Origin of the sequence: Cupriavidus taiwanensis, assembly GCF_900250075.1 — a bacterium.
Lineage (GTDB): Bacteria > Pseudomonadota > Gammaproteobacteria > Burkholderiales > Burkholderiaceae > Cupriavidus > Cupriavidus taiwanensis_C.
Window position 1 is genome coordinate 1641534 of sequence record NZ_LT977070.1, and the last position, 16847, is coordinate 1658380.

Consider the following 16847-nt stretch of genomic DNA (forward strand, 5'->3'; position numbering starts at 1 on the left):
CCTTCATCGTTGGCGAAGCCCACCGCCTGCGCGGGGTCGATGGGCTTTGCCAACGGACCGGCCGGGGCCGGTCCATCTTCAACGCAGGCTATCAGGCAGCAGCGGCCTTCTTCGCCGTGGCCGTGCGGGCCGTGGCGCTGGCTTGCTGGGCAGCCTTGGTGGCAGCAGTGGCGGCGGCCTGGAAGTTGGTTTCAGCGATTTCGACCGCTTGCTTGGTCGCCTTCTGCACCGACTCGTAGGCGTTGTTGGCAGCGGAGATTGCCGACTTCACGATGGCCACGGTCGATTCCGAACCGGCCGGGGCGTTCTTGGCGAAGTTCTCGACCAGAGCCTGGACGTTCTTCGAGCCTTCGGCCAGCTGGGCCTCGGCCACCTTGGCGAATTCGCTCTGGGTTTCCGAAGCGATCTCGTACAGGTGACGGGTGTATGCCAGGGTCTTTTCGGCGACCGGCTGCACGGCCGCGGCCTGGATCGCCAGCAGTTCCTGCGCGTCCTTGGCCGACAGCGCCTTCTTGGCGTTGTCCACGCCTTCGGCGAAGCTGGTCTTGACGACCTGCAGGTTCAGTTCGACGAGCTTTTCGACGCCTTCAAACGCCTTGGTGGTCAGGCCGAACAGCGTTTCGAGGTTAGCCTTTTGTGCTGCTGCGACTTGTTCCGGGGTGAGGATCATTGCTGGTCTCCAGTGGTGAACTTCAAGGTCAAGCAAGTTAAGCCGCCTAGATGTCAGGACCGTGACGGTGTTTCGCCGTTTCGGCCAGCCCAGGCGTGTGGGTGGGTCAGGGCGCCAATCCGTTGGTTCGTTTGTGCGCCGCAACAAGCCGTATTGTAGGGACAGCCAAATCAATGTCAAGGAGTTTTTGTGCGTTGCACAAAATCCGGGTCGACCGAGCTTAAGGCAAGTGGCGTGGTAGCCATCTCGCCCCCCCGGCAATGCCCGGACAGGGGTGCTACCATGCCAGGCTGCCCGCGCCGGTACGGCCGGCCGAGGCTGGAACACCAACAAGATGTGAACAGGATCGCCCAGGCCTCATTCCATGCTCGCTTTCTACGCCGACCACTTCGTGCTGCCGCTGCCGCCAGGACATCGCTTCCCCATGCGCAAGTACAGCATGCTGCGCGACGCGGTGTCGGCCCAGGTGCCGGGGCTGCGCCTGTCCGAGGCGCCGCGTGCCGGCGACGATGCGCTGCTGCTTGCACACACCGCGGAATACGTAGAGGCGGCCTCGGCCGGCACGCTCGACCCGGCGCGCCAGCGCGAGATCGGTTTTCCGTGGTCCGAAGCAATGGTGGAACGCTCGCGCCGGTCGGCCGGCGCCACCATCGAGGCCTGCCGCAGCGCGTTGCGTGAAGGCATAGCCGTGAACCTGGCGGGTGGCACGCATCACGCGTATGCGGACAAGGGCGGCGGCTTCTGCGTCTTCAACGATGCCGCGATCGCTGCACGCGTGCTGCAGCGCGACGGCGCGGTGCGCCGCGTGGCGGTGATCGACCTTGACGTGCATCAGGGCAACGGCACCGCATCGATCCTGCACGGCGACTCATCGGTATTCACGCTATCGCTGCATGGCGAGAAGAACTATCCGTTCCGCAAGGAAGCAAGCGACCTCGACGTCGGCCTGCCGGATGGCTGCGACGACGAGGCCTACGCGCAGGCGTTGCAGACAGCGCTGGACACGCTGTTCCGCCGCTTCGAGCCCGACCTGCTGATTTACCTGGCGGGCGCGGACCCGCACGAGGGCGACCGGCTCGGGCGGTTGAAGCTGACCATGGCTGGCCTGGCACGGCGCGACCGCCTGGTGTTCGACGCCGCGCAAGCACGTCGGCTGCCGGTGGCGGTGACCATGGCCGGCGGCTACGGCAACCAGATCGAAGACACCGTTGCCGTCCATGCGCAGACGGTGCGGCTCGCCGCGCAATATCACGCCCGGTACGCGCAACTTGCCGCGCGGCTTGCCTCATGAGCGAGGCGATCGAGTCGGGCCGCAGCGGTGCGGCCAACCCGCGCGCCACGCTGTGGGTGGCATCGATGCCGTGGCTGTTCGTGCTGATCTGGAGCACCGGCTTTATCGTCGCCAAATACGGCATGCCGTATGCGGAGCCGATGACCTTCCTGTTCCTGCGCTTTGCCGGCGTGCTGGTGTTGATGGTGCCGTTCGTGCTGCTGGCGCGCGTGCCGCTGCCGCGCGTGACGGGATCGACCGCAACCGACTGGCGCGCGGTGGGGCATATCGCGGTGGCCGGCCTGCTGCTGCAGGCGGGCTACCTTGGCGGCGTCTGGGCCGCGATCAAGCTAGGCATGCCGGCAGGCGTATCGGCGCTGATCGTCGGCATGCAGCCGATCCTGACCGCGCTGATCGCCACGCGCATGGGCGAGCGCATCGGCGCACGCCAGTGGCTGGGCCTGCTGCTGGGCATTGCCGGCGTGGCGCTGGTGGTGGCCAACAAGCTCGGTACCAGCGGCTTGACGCCGGCCAGCCTCGCCCTGGCCGGCGGTGCGTTGTTCAGCATCACCGTGGGCACGGTCTACCAGCGGCATTTCTGCCCGGTGTTCGACCTGCGCATGGGTTCGGTGATCCAGTTCGCCGCGGCGGCGCTTGCCTGCGTGCCGTTCATGTTCCTGTTCGAGACGCGGGAGGTGCAGTGGACTGCCGCCATGCTCGGCGCGCTGGCGTGGTCGGTGGTGGCGTTGTCGATCGGCGCGATCTCGCTGCTGTTCATGCTGATCCGCCAGGGTGCGGCGACGAAGGTGTCCAGCCTGATGTACCTGACCCCTCCTGCCACGGCGGTGATGGCCTGGCTCTTGTTCGGCGAGCGCTTCCCGCCGCTGGCTGCCGCTGGCATGGTGCTGGCCGCGCTGGGTGTCGCGCTTGTCATCCGTCGCTAGCGGCCACGCGTTCGTATCGCGTAGGCCGCTGGTTCAGAATATTCGCATTTCGTACTGCCTCGCTTCTGTCCCTCTCTCGCCCCATGAAACCGCAAGCCGAATCGCGCAGTGCCTATCCGTACTTCCAGCCGATCACCACGCGTTGGATGGACAACGATGTCTATGGCCACGTTAACAACGTTGTCTACTACAGTTATTTTGACACCGTGGTGAATACCTACCTGATCCGGCAAGGCGTGCTCGATGTTACGTCGGGCGACACCATCGGGCTGGTGATCGAGACGCAGTGCAACTACTTCTCGTCGCTCAGCTTTCCCGAGACCGTGATAGCGGGTTTACGCGTAGCCAGGCTGGGCACGTCGAGCGTGCGCTATGAGGTCGGCCTGTTCAGCGGCGACAACGAAGTCGCTGCCGCGCAAGGGCATTTCATCCACGTCTATGTCGATCGCGCTACGCGCCGGCCGGTACCGCTGCCGGGCGCCTTGCGCGAAGCGCTGCTGCCGTTGGCGGCGGCGGGCGCGGTGACGGGCGCACGGGAATAGGGCGGGGCAACAGGAGATGAACAAGATGTCCCACGAGAAGCAACTCGGCTCGCAGGATGCCGTGGACTGCGTGGATCGTGCGATCCTGACGCGGCGCTCGGTGCGGGCCTTTCTCGATACGCCCGTGCCGCGCAGCACCGTGGAAGAGATCCTGGCGGTGGCCAGCCGCGCGCCCTCCGGCACCAACACGCAGCCGTGGCGCGTCTATGTGCTGTCGGGCGAGGCCAAGGCCAAGCTGTGCGCCGATGTGCTCGCCGCCTATGAAGATCCCGAGCGTGATAGCAAATACCGGGAGGAGTACCCGTACTATCCGCGCGAATGGGCCGACCCGTATCTGTCGCGGCGGCGCAAGGTGGGCTGGGACCTGTACGGGCTGCTCGAGATCAGCCGCGAGGACAAGGCGCGCATGCACGAACAGCATGCGCGCAACTTCCGTTTCTTCGATGCGCCCGTGGGCATCATCTTCACCATCGACCGCATCATGGAGCAGGGCAGCTGGCTCGACTACGGCATGTTCCTGCAAAGCATCATGGTCGCCGCCCGGGCACGCGGGCTCGATACCTGCCCGCAGGCGGCGTTCACGCAGTTCCACAAGATCATCGCCAGCCACTTGCGGCTGCCACCGGAGGAAATGGTGGTGTGCGGCATGTCGCTGGGTTTTGCCGATCCGGAGGCCGTCGCAAACCGCCTCACCACGGAACGTGAGCCGGTCAGCGGGTTTGCGCGTTTTCTCTCATAGTGAAATTTGTTTCAACATGTAACGATGGACGCCGATATTTCAAGAGACTTTCCGTATTGGCTTCGTCGCTGCAAAGGGGTAGCAAGGGTGAGCCGGACTGCGCTTGGGTCGAGCGCACAGGAGTTCGATGGCGGACGTGACGCATCACGTACTTTTTCCACAATGTGGAAACGTACGTGAATCGAACTTTAAGGAGCGTCTGTAAGTCTTTAATCTTGCTAACAATTTCTTTCTTTCCTACACTAGCGCCATTCCTATGCGCTGAACGAATCATGTTCCGGTCTGATTCCATTTTCTCCAGATTCTTCGGCTCCACACCCTTGTCCGCCGTCGCCGCTGCGGTACTGGTGTCGGTGTCGATGGTCGCGGTGCCTGTGGCCGAAGCGGCCACCAAGGCCTCATCCACGCAAAAAACAAGCAAAAAGCAGGCAAAATCCGCTCAAACGGAGAAAAAGACCGCTTCCAAGCCTGTTGCCAAGAGCGCCCGCAACGCCAGGGTCGCGAAGAGCGAAGCAGGCTCCGCGCGCAAGGTGGTGGTGCTGAAGAAGGGCAAGCGCCACGTCGTGGTGGCGCAGCGCGCGGCCCCGGTGCGGGCTGCGTTTACGCCGTCCAAGCCGTCGCTGGGCGAGGCCATGGGCCTGCGCGACACCGACGATGCGCTGGCCTTGCGCTCCAGCGTCGCCCTGGTGATGGACCAGAACTCCAACGAGGTGCTGTTCCAGAAGAATGCCGGCGCCGTGCTGCCGATTGCATCGATCACCAAGCTGATGACCGCGCTGGTGGTGATGGACTCGCGCCTGCCGATGGACGAGGTGCTGACCATCACCGAGGAAGACCGCGACACCGAGAAGCACAGCAGCTCGCGCCTGCGCTTCGGCACGCAGCTGACGCGTCAGGAACTGCTGCTGCTGGCGCTGATGTCGTCCGAGAACCGTGCCGCTTCGGCGCTGGGCCGCCACTACCCGGGCGGCCTGCCGGCCTTTGTGCAGGCCATGAACCGCAAGGCGCGCGAGCTCGGCATGAACGACAGCCATTTCGTCGATTCCAGCGGCCTGTCGAGCAGCAACGTGTCGAGCGCGACCGACCTGGTGCGCATGGTCAACGCCGCCTACCGCAACCCGACCATCCGCGAGTACTCGACCCAGACCGAGCATGAAGTCAACGTGCTCGGCCGCACCCAGCATTACGTCAGCACCAACCGCCTGGTGCGCGGCGGCAACTGGGAGATCGGCCTGCAGAAGACCGGCTTTATCTCCGAGGCCGGCCAGTGCCTGGTGATGCAGGCACGCGTGCACGGACGCAATGTGGTGATGGTGTTCCTGGATTCGGCCGGCAAGCTGTCGCGCTTTGCCGATGCCAACCGCGTCAAGGACTGGCTCGAGCATTCGCCGTCCTCGCCGCAGCGCGGTTTCCCGTCGTCGCCGAACCTGACGCAGGGTCCGGGCAGCGCCCACGCGGTACTGGCCTCGCAGCAATCGCGCGGCATCTGAGCCCGCAAGCCTGACCGGAAAAAAACGCGCCGCATTGCGGCGCGTTTTGCTTTGGTGCGGCAGCGCTCAGAGCAGCTTGCCGGGGTTCATGATCCCGGCCGGATCGAACACCGACTTGATCTCCCGCATCAGCCGCAATTCCAGCGGATCCTTCACCGCCAGGAAGGCGTGGCGCTTGAGCTGGCCGATGCCATGCTCGGCGCTGATGCTGCCGCCGTAGCGCATCACCTCGTCCAGCACCGCATCGGTCACGGCATCGCCCTGCGTGGCCGCCCAGTCCCTGGCGGCACCGGCCGGACGCGACAGGTTGTAGTGCAGGTTGCCGTCGCCGAAGTGTCCGAACACGAAGGGCCGGATCGCGGCATCGAGCGCGCGCAGCCGGGCTTCCATCGACGCCATGAAGGCCGGGATCTGCTCGATCGGCAGCGACACATCGTGCTTGAGGTGCGGACCGTCGGCGCGCTGCGCTTCGGAGATCTCCTCGCGCAGCTTCCACAGCGCCTGCAGTTGCGCCAGCGACGCGGAGACGGCGGCATCGAGGCACAGCTCGCGCTCCAGCGCCTCGCCGATGACGCGTTCCAGCAGCGCGTTCAGCGCCGCCTCGTCGGTGGTATCGGCCAGTTCCACCAGCACGTAGGCCGGGTAGCGCTGCGCAAACGGCTCCTGCACGCCTTCGGCATGGACGAGCACCAGGTCCAGGCAAGCGCCGGTAAAGAACTCGAAGGCCTGCAGGCGTGCGCCGCATTGCTCGAACAGCAGTTCATAGAGCGCCAGCGACTGCGCCGGCGAGGCCACTGCCGCCAGCACCACGCTGCGTGTATCGGTGCGCGGGAACAGGCGCAGCGCCGCCGCGGTGATCACGCCGAGCGTGCCTTCGGAGCCGATCAGCAGCTGCTTCAGGTCATAGCCGGTATTGTCCTTGCGCAGCGTGCGCAGCCCGTGGAAGACCTCACCGTTGGGCAGCACCGCTTCGACCCCCAGCACCAGTTCGCGCGTCATGCCATAGCGCACCACGTTGACGCCGCCGGCATTGGTCGCCAGGTTGCCGCCGATCTGGCACGAATCCTCGGCGGCCAGCGACAGCGGCAGCAAGCGGTTGGCGTCCTGCGCCGCGCGGCGCAGGTTGCCCAGGATGCAGCCAGCCTCGGCCACCATGGTATTGGCGATGGTGTCGAGCGAGCGCACCGCGTTCATGCGGTCCAGGCTCAGCACCACGTTCTGTGCGCGCGCGTCGGGCGTGGCGCCGCCGCACAGGCCGGTATTGCCGCCGCGCGGCACCACCGGCACCGCGGCCTGCTGGCACAGCGCCAGCGCGCGCGACACTTCGTCGACGCTACGGGGCCGCAGCACCGCCTGGGCCTGGCCGCGGTAGATGCCGCGCCAGTCGGACAGCCACGGCGCGATATCGTCGGGGTGGGTCAGCGCGGTGTCGGGGCCGAGGGCTTCGGTAAGCCGCTGGGCGAAGGATCCGTTTTGCATGATGGTGGTGTGGTCTCAGGAAAGGGATGCGGGGCTGGCGGCGCGCGCCGCCGTCGCTGCGTCGTCGCGCGCGCGTAGCGCAAGCCCGAGGCGGCGCGCGGCGCTTTGCAGGTGCGCCACCGCCGCCGCGCGCGCCGCGCCGGCATCGCCGCGGCGAATGGCCGCGACGATGGCCTCGTGTTCGGCATGCACGGTCTCGGCCAGGCCCGGCTGGCGCAGCGTATTGGCACGCGCGGTGGCGACGGCCTGGTGCAGCTGCAGGTTCAGGTATTGCAGCAGCTGGCGGTAGTACGGATTGTGGGTGGCGGCGGCGATGCCGATATGGAAGGCCGCGTCGAGATCGGCAGCGGGCTGCGGGTCGTAGAGCCGGTCCTGCAGGCGCTGCAGCAGTGCCGCCAGCGCGGCCACGTCGTCATCGGTGCGGCGCACCGCGGCCAGCGCCGCGGCGGCGCCTTCCAGGTCGATGCGCAGGTCGTACAGGTCGGCCAGTTCGCCGGCGTCGAGCTGGGGCTCGCGCGGCAGCTGGAAGCCGGAGGCGCCGGTGCGCGAGCGCACCGTGCAGCCAACCCCCTGGCGCGATTCGACAAAGCCCTGCGAGCGCAGGTGCTCGGTGACTTCACGGATCACGGCGGCGCTGACGCCGTATTGCTCGGCCAGCTGCCGGCCGGTCGGCAGGCGGCTGCCGACCGGGTAGGCGCCGCTTTCGATATCGGCGCGCAGCTGGCGCGTGACCTGTTCGGTAAGGGTGACGGTGCGGGTTCGCATGACCGTCGATTATAAGGTTTGCTGGTTATCTGAAAACAAAGGGTAAACCCTTGTCTTGGACATCGCCAGCCTCCCCAAAGCAAAACGCGCGGACTGCCTTGCCGGCAGCCCGCGCGTTGGCGGTCAATGGCCCGGTAGGCCTCAGGCGGCGGCTTCGGTCACGTACCCCATGCCGCGCGAGATCTGCAGGGCGGTGTCCTTCAGGTTCTGCAGCCAGCTGTCCTGCAGCCGGTCTGCCGGCGCCGACAGCGACAAGCCGGCCACCAGCCGGCGCGAGTCGTCATAGATGCCGGCGGCGATGCAGCGCACGCCGAGTTCCAGTTCCTCGTTGTCACGGGCATAGCCGTTGGTGCGCACCCAGTTCAGTTCGCGTTCCAGCTTGGCCAGGTCGGTGATCGAGGTGCGGGTGTGGCCGGCCAGCCCGGTGCGGGTGGCGTAGTTGCGCACGCGCGCCGACTCGTCGGCCGCCAGGAACAGCTTGCCCACCGAGGTCAGGTGCAGCGGGGCGCGGCCGCCGATGGCGCGCACCACCTGCATGCCCGAGCGCTCGCTGTAGGCGCGCTCGATATAGACGATCTCGTCGCCCTGGCGCACCGACAGGTTGACGGTCTGGCCGGTGACGCGGTGCAGCGCGCGCATCGGTGCCAGTGCCGCGTCGCGCACCGACAGGCGCGCCTTGACCAGGTTGCCCAGTTCCAGCAGCCGCATGCCGAGCCGGTAGCTGCCGGGGTCGGAGCGGTCGACAAAGCGGCAGGCCACCATATCGTTGAGGATGCGGTGCGCGGTGGAAGGATGCAGGCCGGTGGCCAGCGACAGCTCTTTCAGGCTGACCGGGTCGGCATGCTGGGCGAGGGCGTCCAGCAGGGTCATCATGCGCTCGATGACCTGGATGGACGTCTTGCCGGGTGACTTGTCTGCGTCGGACATGGTTGGGAAAAGTAGCAATGTTGCCTTGCGGCATTTTTAAACGTCTGCCTGATTCTATCTCGCATCGTGAAAATTTCAATAGGTGAAATGACATTACGGTAAGAAACCACCGGTGATGTCGCCGCGGGAAGTGCCGTGCATGGCACCGCATTCACGAGGCCGATGAACGCTTTATGCGCCACCCGCGGCGCCAAGCGCGCATAATTACGGGGTTTCAGGGTCTGGGGAGAAGTCAACAATGCGAGTCGGTCTGTTCCACACCTGCCTGGTGGACCTGATGCGCCCGGAGATCGGTTTTTCGGTGCTCAAGCTGCTGGAAGCCGCCGGCTGCGAGGTCATGGTGCCCGAGGCGCAGACCTGTTGCGGCCAGCCGGCCTACAACTCGGGGGAGCGCGCGGTGTCGCGCGACCTGGCCGAGAAATTCCTGCGCGAGTTCGAGATGTTCGACTACATCGTGGTGCCGTCTGGCAGTTGCGGCGGCATGATCCGGCATCACTACGCCGACCTGCTGCGCGACGATCCGGAACTGAACGGCCGCTACGAGCGCCTGCGCGAACGCGTGTACGAGCTGACCGACTTCCTCGCCAACGTGGCCCGGATCGAGACCCTGCCGTCGACCTTCGCGGGCCAGGTAACCTACCACGATTCGTGTTCCGGCCTGCGCGAACTGGGCGTCAAGCAGCAGCCGCGCGCCTTGCTGTCGCGCCTGCCAGGCGTGCAACTGACCGAGATGAAGGACTGCGAGGCCTGCTGCGGTTTCGGCGGCACCTTCTCGGTCAAGTACGGCAATATCTCCACGGCCATCGTCGACGAGAAGTGCACCAACATCCAGGCCACCGGCGCCGATGCGGTGGTGCTGGGCGACCTGGGCTGCATCCTCAATATCGAAGGCCGCCTGCGCCGCACCGGCGACAGCCGCACGCGCGTGCTGCATATCGCGCAGGTGCTGGCGGGCGACGCCTGACCGCGACGACACCATCAGGAATTCGCCACGATGCAAGTCCACAGCATGGAATTCAAGGCGCGCGCCGGGCAGAAGCTGGCCGACCAGCGCCTGCAGCAGAACCTGAAGAAGCTCTCGACCAAGTTTGTCACGGCGCGCGCCGAGGCGATCCGCGATATCGATTTCGATGCCACGCGCGAGGCCCTGAAAGAGCGCCGCAACCGCGCGCTGGAAAACCTCGACGTCTGGCTTGCCACGTTCGAAGAGAACGCGACCCGCCGCGGCGCCACCGTGCTGTTTGCCGAAACCACCGCCGACGCCGCGCGGCTGGTCGCCGAGATCGCGCGCGAGCATGGCGTGAAGAAGGTCATCAAGAGCAAGTCGATGGTGACCGAGGAAATGCGCCTGAACCAGGTGCTGGGCGAGATGGGCGTGCAGAGCATCGAGACCGATCTCGGCGAGTACATCCTGCAGATCAACGACTCGGAGCCGCCCTCGCACATCATTGCGCCGGTGGTACACAAGGACAAGGACGAGATCGCCGACCTGTTCGCCAAAGTCCACCACAAGCCGCGGCTGACCGAGATCCCGGAGATGACGCGCGAAGCGCGTGAAGTGCTGCGCCCGGAATTCCTCAGCGCCGACATGGGCGTCACCGGCGGCAACTTCATCATCGCCGAGACCGGCTCGGTGGCGGTGGTCACCAACGAGGGCAACGAAGGCATGTGCACGGTGATGCCGCGCGTGCACGTGGCCGTGACCGGCATCGAGAAGGTGCTGCCGACGCTGGAAGACCTGGCGACGGTGATGCGGCTGCTGCCGCGCTCGGCCACCGGCCAGGCGATTTCCAACTACTTTTCGCTGCTGACCGGGCCGCGTGCCGAGGGCGAGCGCGACGGTCCCGAGCATATGTATTTCGTGCTGGTCGATGGCGGCCGCAGCGGACTGATCGGCGGCGATTTCCAGGAGATGCTGCGCTGCATCCGCTGCGGCGCCTGCATGAACCACTGCCCGGTGTACCAGAAGATCGGCGGCCATGCCTATGGCTGGGTCTATCCCGGCCCGATGGGCAGCGTGCTGACGCCCAGCTACGTCGGTCTGGCCAACACGGTGGACCTGCCGCAGGCGGCCACCATGTGCGGCGAATGCAATCGCGTCTGCCCGGCATCGATCCCGTTGTCGGACCTGCTGCGCAAGCTGCGCGAAAAGCAGATGGAACGTGGCCTGCGGCCATGGCAGGAGCGCTTTGCGCTGAAGGCCTGGGGCTACGTGGCCAAGCGGCCCGAACTCTATGCGCTGACTGCCCGCATCGGTGCCTGGCTGCTGGGCCGCATGGGCGGCAGCAACGGACTGATTGCCAGCTTGCCGCTGGCGGGCAAGGGCTGGACCGAAACCCGCGACATGCCGGCGCCGTCGGGCCGCACATTCCGCGAACTCTACAAGGAAAGGAGGGCGCGTTCATGAGCGCAGCCAACACGGAAACGCTGGCGCGCATGCGCGTCGCGCTGGACCAGCATGTCTCGGGGTCGATGCCCGCGCAGGAACTCGTGCGCGCATGGCGCGATGCCGGCAGCGCGCTGGCGCTGCCGCCTGTCTACGGGCAGGCGATGGAAGAACTGCTGCGCAGGCTGGAGATGTCCGCGGTGTTTGCGCAGGACAGCTGCTCGTTCTCGAGCAGCGCGGTGACGGACCAGCTGGCGCGGTGGCTGGACAAGGCGGCGACGGCCTGAGGCCTTCACGCTTCGCCGCGGCCGCTTCTTCAATCGCCGCCGCGGCCTAACGCTTCACCCCGTCAGCGTCTCCACGAATTCCAGCGACAGCCGCGACAGCGGCTCCGTCTGCACATGGAAGATCTGCACCGAGGCATTGACCTTCGAGTCCGCGCAGCATCTCACGTAGCCGATCCCAATGGGGGGCTACGTAGTGGACGATATGCTCGAACCGACGAGGTCCGTCGAACCAGCGGGCAGAAATCTCGATTCCCGGGCAGGTTGTCTCGCACGCGCCAACGTGCATTTCGAGTTGACGCCGTTGCGGCAAAGTAGGTCTGCGGGTCGATCGCGTCGACGTAGTTGCCTCCGGTCACGGCTTCAACGCCGGCGATCTGCCGACCGGTCAGCCACTCATACAGAAATCCAGCCCGTCTGGCATACTGCCCGGTGCGCTCGCTATTCAGCCATGCGGCCAACTCCGCCTGCGGGAGGACATCGAAGAGTCGCGCCAGGAATTCGAGATGGATGCCCTCTTGTCGGAGCGCGTAGGTCAGGTGTGCCTGCAGCGTGGGCGCTTGACGAGACCCAGCGGGTTAAGTTTCGAGCGTTCTGCCATCGGTGACCACGGAGCGCCGAGCGGCCCCAATCTCGCTCGTGATCTCGAAGTCCTGTACTGGGGTCACGCGGTAGTGCTCTGCGAGCCACTTATACCCCATCCATTCAGTCGTCACGTTTCGCTCCAGTCGTTTAATTTGGCCGGCAGACGTTTAAAAATCCCACGATTTTTTGATTATCGTTTAAACGACACTTCCTTGCTGCCTGTTCTGCGTACGTCGCGGCAAGATCGAGCGCGCCGTCGCGTACCGAGCAGTTCAGCGCATCGGCTATCGCCGGCATGCAAGCGGGAGCGGGAGCGCACGGTCGGCACAGTTGGGCGTCATGGCGCGCCCCATTGCCGTCGCCCGCTGATCGGCGCTAAACAAAAACGGGGAGCCGAAGCTCCCCGCATTTTTTCTTGCCCGCGCTGTCACCCCAGCAACAACGCATCGTCATCCAGCTGCTCATGCCGCGTCTGCTCGAACATCTTCAGCAGGTCCGGCACGTCCAGGCCCTTGCGCTTGTCGCCCGAGACATCCAGCACCACTTGCCCCTGGTGCAGCATCACCGTGCGCTGGCCGTAGTCGAGCGCCTGGCGCATGCTGTGCGTCACCATCATCGTCGTCAGCTTGCTTTCCTCGACGATGCGCGCGGTCAGCTCCAGCACGAACGCGGCGGTCTTCGGGTCCAGCGCGGCGGTGTGCTCGTCCAGCAGCAGGATGCGCGACGGCTGCAGCGAGGCCATCAGCAGGCTGACCGCCTGGCGCTGGCCGCCGGAGAGCAGGCCGATGCGGTCGGTCAGGCGGTTTTCCAGGCCCAGGTTGAGCAGGCGCAGCTTCTCACGGAACAGCTCGCGCGAGGCGCGGTTCAGCGCCGGGCGGAAGCCGCGGCGGCTGCCACGAGCCATCGCCAGGGCCATGTTCTCCTCGATCGTCAGCGCTTCGCAGGTACCCGCCATGGGGTCCTGGAACACGCGTGCCACCAGGTGGGCGCGGTCCCACGCAGGCTTGCGCGTAACGTCGGTGTCATCGATGGTGATGCGGCCCGAGTCGACCATCTGGTCGCCGCTGATCGCATTCAGGAAGGTCGACTTGCCGGCGCCGTTGGAGCCGATCACGGCCACGAACTGGCCGCTCGGGATTTCCAGGCTGAGGCCACGCAGTGCGCGGGTCTCGATCGGGGTGCCCGGGTTGAAGGTGAGCTTCAGGTCTTGTGCGCGCAGCATCTCAGGCACCTCCGTTCTTGCGGGCAAAGAGCTTCTTGCGCGTCGCCGGCAGCACCAGCGCGATCGTCACCAGCGCGGCGGTGACCAGGTTCAGGTCCTGCGCCTTGAGGCCGATGAAGTCGCTGTTCAGCGCCAGCGCGATGAAGAAGCGGTACAGGATGGCGCCCAGCACCACGGCCAGCGTGGTCCAGATCAGCCGCCGTGCCGGCAGGATGGTTTCGCCGATGATCACCGCGGCCAGCCCGATCACGATGGTGCCGATGCCCATCGAGATATCGGAGCCGCCCTGGGTCTGCGCGAACAGCGCGCCGGCCAGCGCCACCAGCGCGTTGGACAGCGCCATGCCGGCCAGCGTGGCGCGGCCGGTGGGGATGCCCTGGGCGCGGGCCATGCGCGGGTTGGCGCCGGTGGCGCGCATCGCCAGGCCCAGCTGCGAGCTGAAGAACCAGTCCAGGCCGACCTTGGCCACCACCACCACCACGAACAGCACCAGCGGGCGCAGCACGTAGTCGGGCAGCCACTCCGGCTGCAGCACGGTGAACAGCGTGGGCTCGGTGATCAGCGGCACGTTGGGGCGGCCCATGATGCGCAGGTTGACCGAGTACAGCGCGATCATCATCAGGATACTGGCGAGCAGGTCCATGATCTTGAGCCGCACGTTGAGCCAGCCGGTGATCCAGCCGGCCAGCGCGCCGGCGGCGATGGCCACCACGGTCGCCAGGAACGGGTCCTGGCCGGCGGCGATCAGCGTCGCGGCCACGGCGCCGCCCAGCGGGAAGCTGCCGTCGACGGTCAGGTCGGGAAAATTGAGGATGCGGAAGGAAATCAGCACCCCGAGCGCCACCAGGCTGAAGATCAGGCCGATCTCCAGGGCGCCCAGAAGGGAAAAGAGGGACATGGGGGAATCCTGTTGCAGGGTCCGGCGTCTGCCTTGGCGCCGGTTTCGGGGCGGTGCGCCCGGCACGCCCGGTGGGGCCGCCGGCCGCCTCGCCCTGGTCTGTTCCGGCCAGGCCGGGTAGGCCGGGCCAGCGCATCCGCCGCCTCGCGGCGGCGGCATGGCAGGGCGTGGCTGGGCTTACTTGATGACGGTCTTTGCTTCCTTGACCAGCTCCGGCGACAGCGTGACGCCTTGCTTGGCGGCCGCGCCGGTGTTGACGAACAGTTCCAGGTTGTCGCTGGTCTGCGAGGCGATCGCGCCCGGCTTCTCGCCCTTCAGGATGCGCACCACCACCTTGCCGGTCTGGTGGCCCAGGTCGCCGTAGTTGACGCCCAGTGCCGCCACGGCGCCGCGCTTGACGCTGTCGGTATCGGCCGCGACCAGCGGGATCTTCGATTCGTTGGCGACCTTGACCAGGGCCTCGTAGGCCGACACCACGTTGTTGTCGGTGTTGGTGTAGATCACGTCGACCTTGCCGATCAGGCTCTTGGCGGCCGGACCGATGTCGACGGTGCGCGGTGCGGCGGCTTCCTTGAGCGTCAGGCCTTCCTTGGCCAGCAGCGCGCTCAGTTCCTTGACCACCACCACCGAGTTGGCTTCACCCGGGTTGTAGACCATGCCCACGGTCTTGGCCTTGGGCACCACGCGCTTGATCAGGGCCACCTGCTTGTCCAGCGGCAGCTTGTCCGACACGCCGGTGACGTTGGTGCCCGACGCCGACCAGCTCTTGACCAGCTGCGCGGCGACCGGATCGGTCACGCCCGAGTACACCACCGGCACCGTCTTGGTGGCAGCCACCACGGCCTGTGCCGACGGCGTGGCGATGGCGACGATGGCATTGGGGTTGTCGCCGACGAACTTGCGCGCGATCTGCGCGGCGGTGCCGGTGTTGCCCTGGGCGCTCTGGTATTCCCACTTCAGGCTCTTGTCGGCGTCATAGCCGGCCGCCTTCAGCTCTGCGCGCACGCCGTCGCGGATGGCGTCCAGCGCGGGATGGTCGACGATCGACAGCACCTTGACGGTCTGGGCCTGCACGGCGCCGCCGTACAGCAGTGCCAGCGCCACGGCGCCGCCCAGGATGGACTTGGATGCTGCGAGACCCTTGGTGGATTTCATTATGTGTGCTCCCCCGAAACTTGGTTCTGGATTGGATACGGCCGCGGATGGTTCGGTCAGCCGTCCTGGCCCGCGCGCCAGCTGGCGCACGGTGCCGGTCCGGGCGGGCGCGGCGGCTTCCTGCGGCGGGAGGGAGCGTGCGCGGACGCGTCGGATGCGACAGCGATAAGCCTGCGAGGATACCACTTCCCGCGCACGAAATGGATAGTCATCATGCGGAAGTGGGGCATCCGATGCTGTCAGACGCCCGCTATCCGCCATCGAGGCGCATTTTATTGCGCGGGAACCGGGATTTGCTTGTGGATTACCCTGATTGCGGCGGCCGCATCTTCATGCAATTGCGCGCCACCAGGGTGTCGAGGCTTTCCTCGACCCGGGCGGTGCGGGTGGCGCATCGGCCGGGTAGGATCGGGGCCTTGGGCCGGCCCCGTCGGGCTCAGCCGCGCAGCGCGGCGGCGCACTCGCGTACCAGCGCCGGGCCGCGGTAGATCAGGCCGCTGTAGACCTGCACCAGTCGGGCGCCGGCGTCGGTCTTGGCGCGCGCGTCGGCACCGCCGAAGATGCCGCCCACGCCGATGATCGGCACCGCGTCGCCGACCACGCCGTGCAGCGCGCGCACCACGCGGGTCGAGGCTTCGAACACCGGGCGCCCCGACAGGCCGCCGGCTTCGTCGGCATGCGGCAGGCCCTTGACCGCCTCGCGCGAGATGGTGGTGTTGGTGGCGATCACGCCATCGATCTGGTGGCGCACCAGCGCGTCGCCGATATTGCCGATCTGGTCGGCGTCGAGATCCGGCGCGATCTTCAGCGCCAGCGGCACATAGCGCTTGTGCTGGTCGGCCAGGCGCTGCTGCGCGGCCTTCAGCGTCGACAGCAGGCTGTCGAGCTCGCTCGCGCCCTGCAGCTGGCGCAGGTTCTTGGTGTTGGGCGACGAGATGTTGACCGTCACATAGCTGGCGTGCGGATAGACGCGCTCCAGGCAGTACAGGTAGTCGTCGTTGGCGCGCTCGATCGGGGTATCGGCGTTCTTGCCGATATTCAGCCCCAGCACGCCGCCCTCGGCCTTCCAGCGCGACGCCTGCACGTTGGCGACGAAGGCATCGACGCCGCCGTTGTTGAAGCCCATGCGGTTGATCAGCGCATCCGCCTGCGGCAGCCGGAACATGCGCGGGCGCGGGTTGCCCGGCTGCGCGCGCGGCGTGACCGTGCCCACCTCGATAAAGCCGAAGCCGAGCGCGGCGAGGCCGTCGATATAGGCGCCGTCCTTGTCCAGCCCGGCGGCCAGGCCAACCGGGTTGGGAAAGCGCACCCCCATGACCGTGCGCGGATCGTCGGCGATGCGATTGCCGATGCAGCCGCCCAGGCCCATGCGGTGGGCGCGCAGCAGGTTGTTCAGCGTGAAATGGTGGGCGTCCTCGGCATCCATCGAGAACAGGGCGGGGCGAAACAGGGGGTAGAGCGCGTTGAGCACGTGGGCAGGCGGCCGCCGGG

General features: G+C 66.6%; 16 protein-coding genes. 8 read left to right on the top strand and 8 right to left on the bottom strand.

Going from position 1 to position 16847, the window contains the following annotated elements:
* Nucleotides 1-91 precede the first annotated feature (91 nt).
* On the bottom strand, nucleotides 92-670 hold the full coding sequence (phaP1, locus tag CBM2588_RS07640; protein ID WP_115680014.1) for a TIGR01841 family phasin PhaP1: 579 nt from the start codon (nucleotides 668-670) through the stop codon (nucleotides 92-94).
* Between the two features lie 364 nt (nucleotides 671-1034).
* Between phaP1 and CBM2588_RS07645 the strand changes: the two genes are divergently transcribed.
* The 5 genes from CBM2588_RS07645 (at nucleotide 1035) to pbpG (ending at nucleotide 5655) form a co-directional block, all read left to right on the top strand.
* Complete coding sequence (locus tag CBM2588_RS07645) at nucleotides 1035-1961, top strand: histone deacetylase family protein (protein ID WP_115680015.1); 927 nt, start codon at nucleotides 1035-1037, stop codon at nucleotides 1959-1961.
* Nucleotides 1958-2884 (top strand): DMT family transporter, encoded by a 927-nt coding sequence (locus CBM2588_RS07650; protein WP_115680016.1) that lies wholly within the window; start codon nucleotides 1958-1960, stop codon nucleotides 2882-2884. The genes CBM2588_RS07645 and CBM2588_RS07650 overlap by 4 nt, the downstream gene beginning before the upstream one ends.
* Before the next feature lie 83 nt (nucleotides 2885-2967).
* Nucleotides 2968-3426, top strand: coding sequence for an acyl-CoA thioesterase (locus tag CBM2588_RS07655; RefSeq protein WP_111519769.1), 459 nt, complete (start codon nucleotides 2968-2970; stop codon nucleotides 3424-3426).
* Between the two features lie 16 nt (nucleotides 3427-3442).
* A complete protein-coding gene (locus CBM2588_RS07660; protein ID WP_115680017.1) occupies nucleotides 3443-4165 on the top strand; it encodes a nitroreductase in 723 nt (240 codons plus the stop codon).
* Between the two features lie 272 nt (nucleotides 4166-4437).
* The gene (gene pbpG / locus CBM2588_RS07665) at nucleotides 4438-5655 is read left to right on the top strand and encodes a D-alanyl-D-alanine endopeptidase (RefSeq protein ID WP_147298399.1); all 1218 of its coding nucleotides are present in this window, start codon (nucleotides 4438-4440) and stop codon (nucleotides 5653-5655) included.
* Nucleotides 5656-5721: 66 nt separating this feature from the next.
* Here the strand turns inward: pbpG and CBM2588_RS07670 are convergent, their stop codons facing one another.
* The 3 genes from CBM2588_RS07670 to CBM2588_RS07680 all read right to left on the bottom strand — a co-directional run bounded on the left by CBM2588_RS07670 (nucleotide 5722) and on the right by CBM2588_RS07680 (nucleotide 8826).
* Nucleotides 5722-7134, bottom strand: a complete 1413-nt coding sequence (locus CBM2588_RS07670) for an FAD-binding oxidoreductase (RefSeq protein WP_115680018.1) — start codon at nucleotides 7132-7134, stop codon at nucleotides 5722-5724.
* Between the two features lie 15 nt (nucleotides 7135-7149).
* Nucleotides 7150-7899, bottom strand: coding sequence for a FadR/GntR family transcriptional regulator (locus tag CBM2588_RS07675; RefSeq protein ID WP_115680019.1), 750 nt, complete (start codon nucleotides 7897-7899; stop codon nucleotides 7150-7152).
* A 141-nt stretch (nucleotides 7900-8040) separates the two neighbouring features.
* Nucleotides 8041-8826: an IclR family transcriptional regulator gene (locus tag CBM2588_RS07680; protein ID WP_012352591.1), complete on the bottom strand. Its 786-nt coding sequence runs from the start codon at nucleotides 8824-8826 to the stop codon at nucleotides 8041-8043.
* 238 nt (nucleotides 8827-9064) lie between these two features.
* On the opposite strand from CBM2588_RS07680, the gene CBM2588_RS07685 reads away from it, so the two are divergent.
* From CBM2588_RS07685 to CBM2588_RS07695, 3 genes are read left to right on the top strand one after another with little or no spacing between them, the layout of a single operon-like run.
* Complete coding sequence (locus CBM2588_RS07685) at nucleotides 9065-9790, top strand: (Fe-S)-binding protein (protein ID WP_115680020.1); 726 nt, start codon at nucleotides 9065-9067, stop codon at nucleotides 9788-9790.
* A 30-nt stretch (nucleotides 9791-9820) separates the two neighbouring features.
* On the top strand, nucleotides 9821-11233 hold the full coding sequence (locus tag CBM2588_RS07690) for a LutB/LldF family L-lactate oxidation iron-sulfur protein (RefSeq protein ID WP_115680021.1): 1413 nt from the start codon (nucleotides 9821-9823) through the stop codon (nucleotides 11231-11233).
* Nucleotides 11230-11499, top strand: a complete 270-nt coding sequence (locus tag CBM2588_RS07695; protein ID WP_115680022.1) for a hypothetical protein — start codon at nucleotides 11230-11232, stop codon at nucleotides 11497-11499. Before CBM2588_RS07690 ends, CBM2588_RS07695 begins: the two co-directional genes overlap by 4 nt.
* Before the next feature lie 1009 nt (nucleotides 11500-12508).
* Here the strand turns inward: CBM2588_RS07695 and CBM2588_RS07705 are convergent.
* The 4 genes from CBM2588_RS07705 to CBM2588_RS07720 form a co-directional block, all read right to left on the bottom strand.
* Nucleotides 12509-13303 (bottom strand): ABC transporter ATP-binding protein, encoded by a 795-nt coding sequence (locus CBM2588_RS07705; protein WP_012352596.1) that lies wholly within the window; start codon nucleotides 13301-13303, stop codon nucleotides 12509-12511.
* A 1-nt stretch (nucleotide 13304) separates the two neighbouring features.
* On the bottom strand, nucleotides 13305-14201 hold the full coding sequence (locus CBM2588_RS07710; protein WP_012352597.1) for an ABC transporter permease: 897 nt from the start codon (nucleotides 14199-14201) through the stop codon (nucleotides 13305-13307).
* 177 nt (nucleotides 14202-14378) lie between these two features.
* Nucleotides 14379-15356, bottom strand: coding sequence for an ABC transporter substrate-binding protein (locus CBM2588_RS07715; protein WP_092313453.1), 978 nt, complete (start codon nucleotides 15354-15356; stop codon nucleotides 14379-14381).
* 436 nt (nucleotides 15357-15792) lie between these two features.
* Nucleotides 15793-16827: a quinone-dependent dihydroorotate dehydrogenase gene (locus tag CBM2588_RS07720; RefSeq protein ID WP_115680023.1), complete on the bottom strand. Its 1035-nt coding sequence runs from the start codon at nucleotides 16825-16827 to the stop codon at nucleotides 15793-15795.
* Between the last annotated feature and the right edge of the window lie 20 nt (nucleotides 16828-16847).

What these genes read in the sequence shown, in the direction of transcription:
- phaP1 (WP_115680014.1), bottom strand. Translation starts at nt 670, where the DNA reads ATGATCCTCACCCCGGAACAAGTCGCAGCAGCACAAAAGGCTAACCTC.
- CBM2588_RS07645 (WP_115680015.1), top strand. Translation starts at nt 1,035, where the DNA reads ATGCTCGCTTTCTACGCCGACCACTTCGTGCTGCCGCTGCCGCCAGGA.
- CBM2588_RS07650 (WP_115680016.1), top strand. Translation starts at nt 1,958, where the DNA reads ATGAGCGAGGCGATCGAGTCGGGCCGCAGCGGTGCGGCCAACCCGCGC.
- CBM2588_RS07655 (WP_111519769.1), top strand. Translation starts at nt 2,968, where the DNA reads ATGAAACCGCAAGCCGAATCGCGCAGTGCCTATCCGTACTTCCAGCCG.
- CBM2588_RS07660 (WP_115680017.1), top strand. Translation starts at nt 3,443, where the DNA reads ATGAACAAGATGTCCCACGAGAAGCAACTCGGCTCGCAGGATGCCGTG.
- pbpG (WP_147298399.1), top strand. Translation starts at nt 4,438, where the DNA reads ATGTTCCGGTCTGATTCCATTTTCTCCAGATTCTTCGGCTCCACACCC.
- CBM2588_RS07670 (WP_115680018.1), bottom strand. Translation starts at nt 7,134, where the DNA reads ATGCAAAACGGATCCTTCGCCCAGCGGCTTACCGAAGCCCTCGGCCCC.
- CBM2588_RS07675 (WP_115680019.1), bottom strand. Translation starts at nt 7,899, where the DNA reads ATGCGAACCCGCACCGTCACCCTTACCGAACAGGTCACGCGCCAGCTG.
- CBM2588_RS07680 (WP_012352591.1), bottom strand. Translation starts at nt 8,826, where the DNA reads ATGTCCGACGCAGACAAGTCACCCGGCAAGACGTCCATCCAGGTCATC.
- CBM2588_RS07685 (WP_115680020.1), top strand. Translation starts at nt 9,065, where the DNA reads ATGCGAGTCGGTCTGTTCCACACCTGCCTGGTGGACCTGATGCGCCCG.
- CBM2588_RS07690 (WP_115680021.1), top strand. Translation starts at nt 9,821, where the DNA reads ATGCAAGTCCACAGCATGGAATTCAAGGCGCGCGCCGGGCAGAAGCTG.
- CBM2588_RS07695 (WP_115680022.1), top strand. Translation starts at nt 11,230, where the DNA reads ATGAGCGCAGCCAACACGGAAACGCTGGCGCGCATGCGCGTCGCGCTG.
- CBM2588_RS07705 (WP_012352596.1), bottom strand. Translation starts at nt 13,303, where the DNA reads ATGCTGCGCGCACAAGACCTGAAGCTCACCTTCAACCCGGGCACCCCG.
- CBM2588_RS07710 (WP_012352597.1), bottom strand. Translation starts at nt 14,201, where the DNA reads ATGTCCCTCTTTTCCCTTCTGGGCGCCCTGGAGATCGGCCTGATCTTC.
- CBM2588_RS07715 (WP_092313453.1), bottom strand. Translation starts at nt 15,356, where the DNA reads ATGAAATCCACCAAGGGTCTCGCAGCATCCAAGTCCATCCTGGGCGGC.